The organism is Streptomyces sp. NPDC093591, assembly GCF_044764885.1.
Lineage (GTDB): Bacteria > Actinomycetota > Actinomycetes > Streptomycetales > Streptomycetaceae > Streptomyces.
Genome location: NZ_JBIWIY010000013.1, coordinates 301,569 through 307,971, shown reverse-complemented (window position 1 = coordinate 307,971; position 6,403 = coordinate 301,569). Strand labels below are relative to the sequence as shown.

At 70.7% G+C, this 6,403-nt stretch carries 7 protein-coding genes; 3 read left to right on the top strand and 4 right to left on the bottom strand.

The window, feature by feature from the left end:
* Both ACIREI_RS27560 and ACIREI_RS27555 read right to left on the bottom strand, forming a co-directional pair.
* Positions 1-884: maltotransferase domain-containing protein (locus ACIREI_RS27560; protein WP_403338004.1), on the bottom strand; the 884-nt coding region annotated here is incomplete at its 3' end.
* A 70-nt stretch (positions 885-954) separates the two neighbouring features.
* The gene (locus ACIREI_RS27555; protein WP_403338001.1) at positions 955-1,257 is read right to left on the bottom strand and encodes a DUF5133 domain-containing protein; all 303 of its coding nucleotides are present in this window, start codon (positions 1,255-1,257) and stop codon (positions 955-957) included.
* Positions 1,258-1,556: 299 nt separating this feature from the next.
* Between ACIREI_RS27555 and ACIREI_RS27550 the strand changes: the two genes are divergently transcribed.
* Both ACIREI_RS27550 and glgX read left to right on the top strand, forming a co-directional pair.
* A complete protein-coding gene (locus ACIREI_RS27550; protein ID WP_403337998.1) occupies positions 1,557-2,069 on the top strand; it encodes a pep a2 in 513 nt (170 codons plus the stop codon).
* The gene (glgX, locus tag ACIREI_RS27545; protein WP_403337995.1) at positions 2,066-4,210 is read left to right on the top strand and encodes a glycogen debranching protein GlgX; all 2,145 of its coding nucleotides are present in this window, start codon (positions 2,066-2,068) and stop codon (positions 4,208-4,210) included. Before ACIREI_RS27550 ends, glgX begins: the two co-directional genes overlap by 4 nt.
* Before the next feature lie 58 nt (positions 4,211-4,268).
* Here the strand turns inward: glgX and ACIREI_RS27540 are convergent, their stop codons facing one another.
* Positions 4,269-5,072 (bottom strand): VOC family protein, encoded by an 804-nt coding sequence (locus ACIREI_RS27540; RefSeq protein ID WP_403337993.1) that lies wholly within the window; start codon positions 5,070-5,072, stop codon positions 4,269-4,271.
* A 169-nt stretch (positions 5,073-5,241) separates the two neighbouring features.
* Between ACIREI_RS27540 and ACIREI_RS27535 the strand changes: the two genes are divergently transcribed.
* A complete protein-coding gene (locus ACIREI_RS27535; RefSeq protein WP_403337990.1) occupies positions 5,242-5,574 on the top strand; it encodes an ANTAR domain-containing protein in 333 nt (110 codons plus the stop codon).
* 15 nt (positions 5,575-5,589) lie between these two features.
* Here the strand turns inward: ACIREI_RS27535 and ACIREI_RS27530 are convergent, their stop codons facing one another.
* Positions 5,590-6,381, bottom strand: a complete 792-nt coding sequence (locus ACIREI_RS27530; RefSeq protein ID WP_403337988.1) for a SigB/SigF/SigG family RNA polymerase sigma factor — start codon at positions 6,379-6,381, stop codon at positions 5,590-5,592.
* Positions 6,382-6,403: the final 22 nt, after the last annotated feature.

Genomic DNA, 6,403 nt, shown 5'->3' with positions numbered 1-6,403 from the left:
CCCAGGTCGGGGTGGATCGCGTCGTGGCCGCCCTCGGGGGAGCCGATCGCCCAGGGGACACCGGGGTCGTCGGGGCCGGCGGAGAGGGTGTTGTTCGGGCCCTTGCGGAAGGTGGTGCCGATGGGGTGGACGGGCGGCAGGTAGACGACGTCGAAGCCCATCGCGGCGATCGCCGGGAGGCGGCGGGCGGCGGTGCGGAAGGTGCCGTGGGGCTGCTGCGGGGTGCCCTCGGAGCGGGGGAAGAACTCGTACCAGGAGCCGTACAGGGCGCGCTCGCGCTCCACCAGCAGCGGCAGCGGATCCGACGCGGTGACCAGATCCCGCAACGGATACCGCCCCAACACCGCATCCACGTTCGCCGCGAACGCCGCCTCCAGCCGTGACGCGGGCGGCAGCGAGTCGTCCCGCAACGCCTCCGCGGCGGCCAGCACGGTCGCCCGTCCCGCCTCGTCGGGCACCGCGGCGGCCGCACGCTCGTACAGCTCGCCGCCCTCCTCCAGGACGAGCCCGACGTCGATCCCGGCCGGAACCTTGATCCGGGCGGTGTGGCGCCACGTGGCCACCGGGTCGCTCCAGGCCTCCACCCGGAAGGTCCAGTGGCCCATCGACGGCGGCGTCACCTTGGCGCCCCAACGGTCGCTGCCCGGGGCCAGCTCGTGCATCGGCGTCCACGGGCCGGAACGGCCGTCGGGATCGGTCAGTACCACATTGGCGGCCACGGCGTCATGACCCTCGCGGAACACGGTGGCGGTGACCTCGAAGGTCTCTCCCACGACCGCCTTCGCCGGATGCCTGCCGCACTCCACGGCCGGCTTTACGTCCCGTACCGGGATGCGGCCGATCGTCCCGGTCCTGGCCCGGGTCTTCGTCTTGGTCCTGCCCATGGTTCACCTCCGCCGTGCTCGAGGCCGGGCACCAGGCCCGGCCGGGGGTCGAAGCTGCGCCGGAAGTTCTCTACTTCCCGGCAACGAAACGCCACCGCCGTGATCTTGATGGGCCCCGGCGGGTGGTGGCGCTCAAGCGGGGCCGCTCGTCCTGCTCCCGGAGGTAGGCCGCCAGGGTGATGCGCAGATAGCGTTCCGCCGCGTCCGCGGCCTCGCGCGCGCAGCGCTTGCCCATCAGCACACACAGGGTGTAGCCGGCGTCCTCGAAGGTGGCGCGCACCGTGTGGTCGGCAGGGGCCGCGAGCATGGCGCGCTCCCAGGCCCGATAACGCCGCAGTTGCCGAGCGACTTCGGCTTTGGCCGGTAGCAGCATGGCGCCGTTCACCTTCCGGGCTGCTCGATGACGCGTCTCCCGACCGTCGGGCGGAACCCGTGCGCGCACACACACGGGTTCCGTTACGGGCATCGAGGTCTTCACACATGGTGCACGGTTGACGACTCAGCGTCTTGTTGGTCCTTCAACTACCTCATGTGTCTGCTCCTGTTGCACGAATGGCGTACCAACCCCACCCTGGAGTGACTCAGAAGCGATCAGCGCTCACGCTCCGTGCTCGGGGCCCGTCCCGCAGGGACGAGGAGAGCGGGAGCTTTCGCGGTGAGGAGGTAACGACGGTGAAGACCGCAGTGCCCTGCTACTACCACCTCGACGTGGAAGTCAGCCCCGAACGGGTGGGACAGGTCAGCCGAATTCTGGCCGCTCACCTCCGGTACTGGGACCTGGAGACGCTTGTCGAACCCGTCCGCCACGGCACGGAGATGCTGCTGCGGGCCATCGACGAGCACGCGAAGGACAAGAACACCTCCATCGAGATGTGGTGGAACGGCCAGCACCTCATCACCGCCATCGGCGACAACGACCGCGCCCTGCGTCCGGACCACGAACTGCGCGCCTGCCTGCGGCACCTCGCCGCGATGAGCGACGGCTGGGGCTGCTGTGCCACCGAGACCGGCAGCAAGATCATCTGGTTCTCGCAGCGCGCCCGCGCCGGCGAACGCGCCCCGCTCGTACCCACGGCGCCCGCTCCGCACCTGCGGGAGGCCCTCCAGGTACCCCGCGAGGTGCCCGTCACCGCCGTTGCCGACGCGGCGGGCACCCGGGACGTCGTCCTGGAGGAGGCCCGGTGACCGTGCGACGACGCGGCAAAGGGGTGCCGGCCTGGAGCGGGCACCCCTACCCCCTGGGAGCCGTCTTCGACGGACAGGGCACGAACTTCGCCCTCTTCAGCGAGGTCGCCGAACGCGTCGAGCTCGTCCTCGTCGACGACAAGGACCGGCACAGCGTCGTGGAGCTGACCGAGGTCGACGGCTTCGTATGGCACGGCTATCTGCCCGGCGTCGGACCCGGACAGCGCTACGGCTACCGCGTCCACGGCCCCTGGGACCCCGGCCTCGGCCACCGGTGCAACCCGGCGAAGCTGCTGCTCGACCCGTACAGCCGGGCGGTGGACGGCCAGGTGGACAACCACGCCTCCCTCTTCGAACGCACCCCGGGCGCCCCGTCGCCCGCCGACAGCGCCGGGCACACCATGCTCGGCGTGGTGACCGACCCGCACTTCGACTGGGGCGGCGACCGCCCGCTGGGGCGGCCCTACGCCGACACCGTCATCTACGAGGCGCACGTACGGGGCCTGACCCGCACCCACCCCGACGTCCCGCCGGAACTGCGCGGCACCTACGCGGGCCTCGCGCACCCCGCGGTCGTCGAGCACCTGACGGACCTCGGGGTGACCGCCGTCGAGCTGATGCCGGTCCACCAGTACGTCCAGGACGGCGTGCTGCTCGACCGGGGCCTGTCCAACTACTGGGGCTACAACACGATCGGCTTCTTCGCGCCGCACAACGACTACGCCGCCCATGGCACCCGCGGTCAGCAGGTCGACGAGTTCAAGTCGATGGTGAAGGCACTGCACGCGGCCGGCCTCGAAGTGATCCTCGACGTGGTCTACAACCACACCGCCGAGGGCAACGAGCGCGGCCCCACCCTCTCCTTCCGCGGCATCGACAACGCCTCGTACTACCGCCTGGTCGACGGCGACTGGGCGCACTACTACGACACCACCGGCACCGGCAACAGCCTGCTGATGCGCCACCCGTACGTCCTTCAGCTGATCATGGACTCGCTGCGCTACTGGGTGACCGAGATGCACGTCGACGGCTTCCGCTTCGACCTCGCGGCCACCCTGGCCCGTCAGTTCCACGAAGTGGACCGCCTCTCGGCGTTCTTCGACCTCATCCAGCAGGACCCGGTCATCAGCAGGGTCAAGCTGATCGCCGAGCCGTGGGACGTGGGGGAGGGCGGCTACCAGGTGGGCAACTTCCCGCCCCTGTGGTCGGAGTGGAACGGCAAGTACCGCGACGCCGTACGGGACTTCTGGCGCGGCGAGCCCGGCTCGCTCGGCGAGTTCGCCTCCCGGCTGACCGGCTCCTCCGACCTGTACGCGCACAGCCGGCGCCGACCGCGCGCCAGCGTCAACTTCGTGACCGCTCACGACGGGTTCACCCTGCGCGACCTCGTCTCCTACAACGACAAGCACAACGAGGCCAACGGCGAGGGCAACCGGGACGGCGAGAGCCACAACCGGTCCTGGAACTGCGGCGCCGAGGGCGAGACCCGCGACCCGGCCGTCCTGGCGCTGCGCGCCCGCCAACAGCGCAACTTCATCGCCACGCTGCTGCTCTCGCAGGGCATCCCCATGCTTGGCCACGGCGACGAACTCGGCCGCACCCAGCGCGGCAACAACAACGCCTACTGCCAGGACAACGAGGTCTCCTGGATCGACTGGCGGCTCACCGACGACCAGCGCGACCTCGCCGGCTTCACCCGCTACGTCATCGCGCTGCGCGCCGCCCACCCCGTCCTGCGCCGCCGCCGCTTCTTCCGGGGAGAGACGCCGACCCACCCCGAACAGCCGCTGCCCGACCTGGTGTGGCTGCTTCCCGACGGCCGCGAGATGACCGACGAGGACTGGCAGCGCTCCGACGCCCACTCGGTCGCCGCCTTCCTCAACGGCGACGCCATCGCCGAACCCGACTGGTGCGGCCGCCCCGTGGTCGACGACTCTTTCCTGCTGCTGCTCAACAGCTACTGGGAGCCGATGGAGTTCCAGCTCCCGGACGCCACCTACGGCGACCGCTGGACGACCTTGATCGACACAGCCGAACCACAGGGCCCCCCGGACGAGTCGGAACACAAGGCAGGCACGCGCGTCCTGGTCGAGCGCCGCAGCCTACTGCTCCTCTCGAGACCGTCGCGTGCAACGCCCTGAAAGGGGCGCGGGGAACTGCGCGAACAACCACAACGGCGCCGCACCCGACACACAACGGCTACCGCGCCCGCCGCGACGTCACCGTGAACTGCGCCCCGTCAGGATCACGCAGCACAGCCTCCTCGCTCCCCTTCGACAGCACGCTGCCCCCATGCAGCTCCGCCGCCCGCGCACACCCCGCCACGTCGGCCACCGCGAAGTGCACCTGCCAGTGCGGCCGGATCGTCGGATCCGGCGCCGCCTCCAGCGCTCCCGACTCGATCCGCGCCACGACGTCGCCGCCGCTGCGCAGCACGACCTCCCCGCCCTCGTAGCGGACCTCGCAGCACCCCGGCCGCTCCGTCGCCCAGTCCAGGACCTCGCCGTAGAACATGGCGGCGTCGAAGGCGTCGCGGGTGTGCAGGCGGATGAAGGTGGGCGCCGCGCGGCGCCAGGTCTCCCAGCTGGAGTGCAGCTCGCCCTCCCAGACGCCGAAGGTCGCGCCGTCCCGGTCGGCCAGCAGCGCCGCACGTCCGGGCGGCAGGGAGAGCGGCCCGACCGCCGAGGTGCCGCCCCGCTCCTGTACGCGCGCCACGGCCTCGTCCGCGCTCGGCACGGCGAAGTACGGCGTCCAGGCGACGGCCATCTGCCACATGGTGGCGACCGCCGCGACCCCGGCCACCGGAATCCCGTCGGCCAGCGCCACCCAGAAGCGGTCACCGAGCTTGGCGGGCCGCCAGCGCCAGCCCAGCACGGCCGAGTAGAACTCGTGGGTGGCCTCGAGATCGCGGCTGGTCAGGCTCACCCAGCAGGGTGCCCCGAACACGGAGTGTGTGGACACGACATCGGTCGTGCCCGCGGCGTTTCTCGCATCGTCGTTCATGGCAGTCGCGTCCTGGTCCTCGCGCGACCGGCGGCCACCGGTCTCCTCCCAGTGTCCAGCCGGATCCGTTCCGGGGCCTGTCGAGTTACCCCCGGCGTGGCGCCGAAACGGCCGAGGACGGCGCTCCGCTTCACTGGCACACGGTGGACGAAGCGGCGAGGATGGAGGCGTGGCACCGGTACCGCACGAGCCCGCAGACGAGACCGACCGGATCCTCGAGCTGCAAGAGGAAGTCGACCAGCTCAAGGAGGCGGTCGTCTCGCACGCCGTCGTGGACCAGGCGATCGGCATGGTCGTCGCACTCGGCCGGGTGTCGCCGGAGCAGGGGTGGGCCGTACTGAAGGACGTCTCCCAGCACACGAACATCAAGCTCCGCCAGGTCGCGGAACTGATCCTCGGCTGGGGCCGGGACGGCGAGATGCCGCCCGAAATCAGCGTCGAGCTCGAAGAGGCCCTCGAACGTCGTGGCCCGACGCAGATTCCGGGATCGGCTCAGGAGTAACGCATCCCTTCGGGTTCAACGGGCTTCTACGAGCATTTCGTCGCGCAAATGGGCGAAGCAGCCGCTCAGCAGCCGGGAGACGTGCATCTGCGAGATGCCGAGCTGCTGTGCGATGCGGCTCTGCGTCATCCCGCCGAAGAAGCGGAGGTAGAGGATGGTCCGCTCACGCTCCGGAAGCCGCTGCAGGCACGGGCTGACGGTCACCCGGTCGACGACGACGTCGTACGCCGGATCGGGGCCGCCGAGCGCGTCGCCCAGCGCGTAACCGTCCGTGCCGGGCATCTCCGCCTCCAGCGACAGCGCGGAGAAGCACTCCAGGGCCTCCATGCCGGTGCGCACCTCGGCCTCGGTCAGATGCGCGTGTTCGGCGATCTCCGACACGGTGGGCACGCGTCCCGGCGTCCGCTGCGACAGCTCCTTCGCGGAGCTGCGCACCCGGTTGCGCAGGTCCTGGACCCGGCGCGGCACGTGCAGCGTCCACATGTGGTCGCGGAAGTGCCGCTTGATCTCGCCGGTGATGGTGGGCACCGCGTACGCCTCGAAGGCGTGGCCGCGTGCCGGGTCGTAGTGGTCGACGGCCTTCACCAGTCCCAGGGCGGCCACCTGGTACAGATCCTCCAGGGATTCACCGCGCCCCTTGAACCGGACGGCGATCCGCTCGGCCATGGGCAACCAGGCCTGAACCAGATCGTCCCTGAGCGCCTTGCGTTCCGGCCCGTCCGGCATTCCCACGAGCCGGTCGAACGCTTCCGCGGTGTCAGGGGCGTCGTCGTGCGGATGCTGCTTCGTTCTGGTGGTGGCACTCATCCGTGCGCACCTCCTCAGCAGG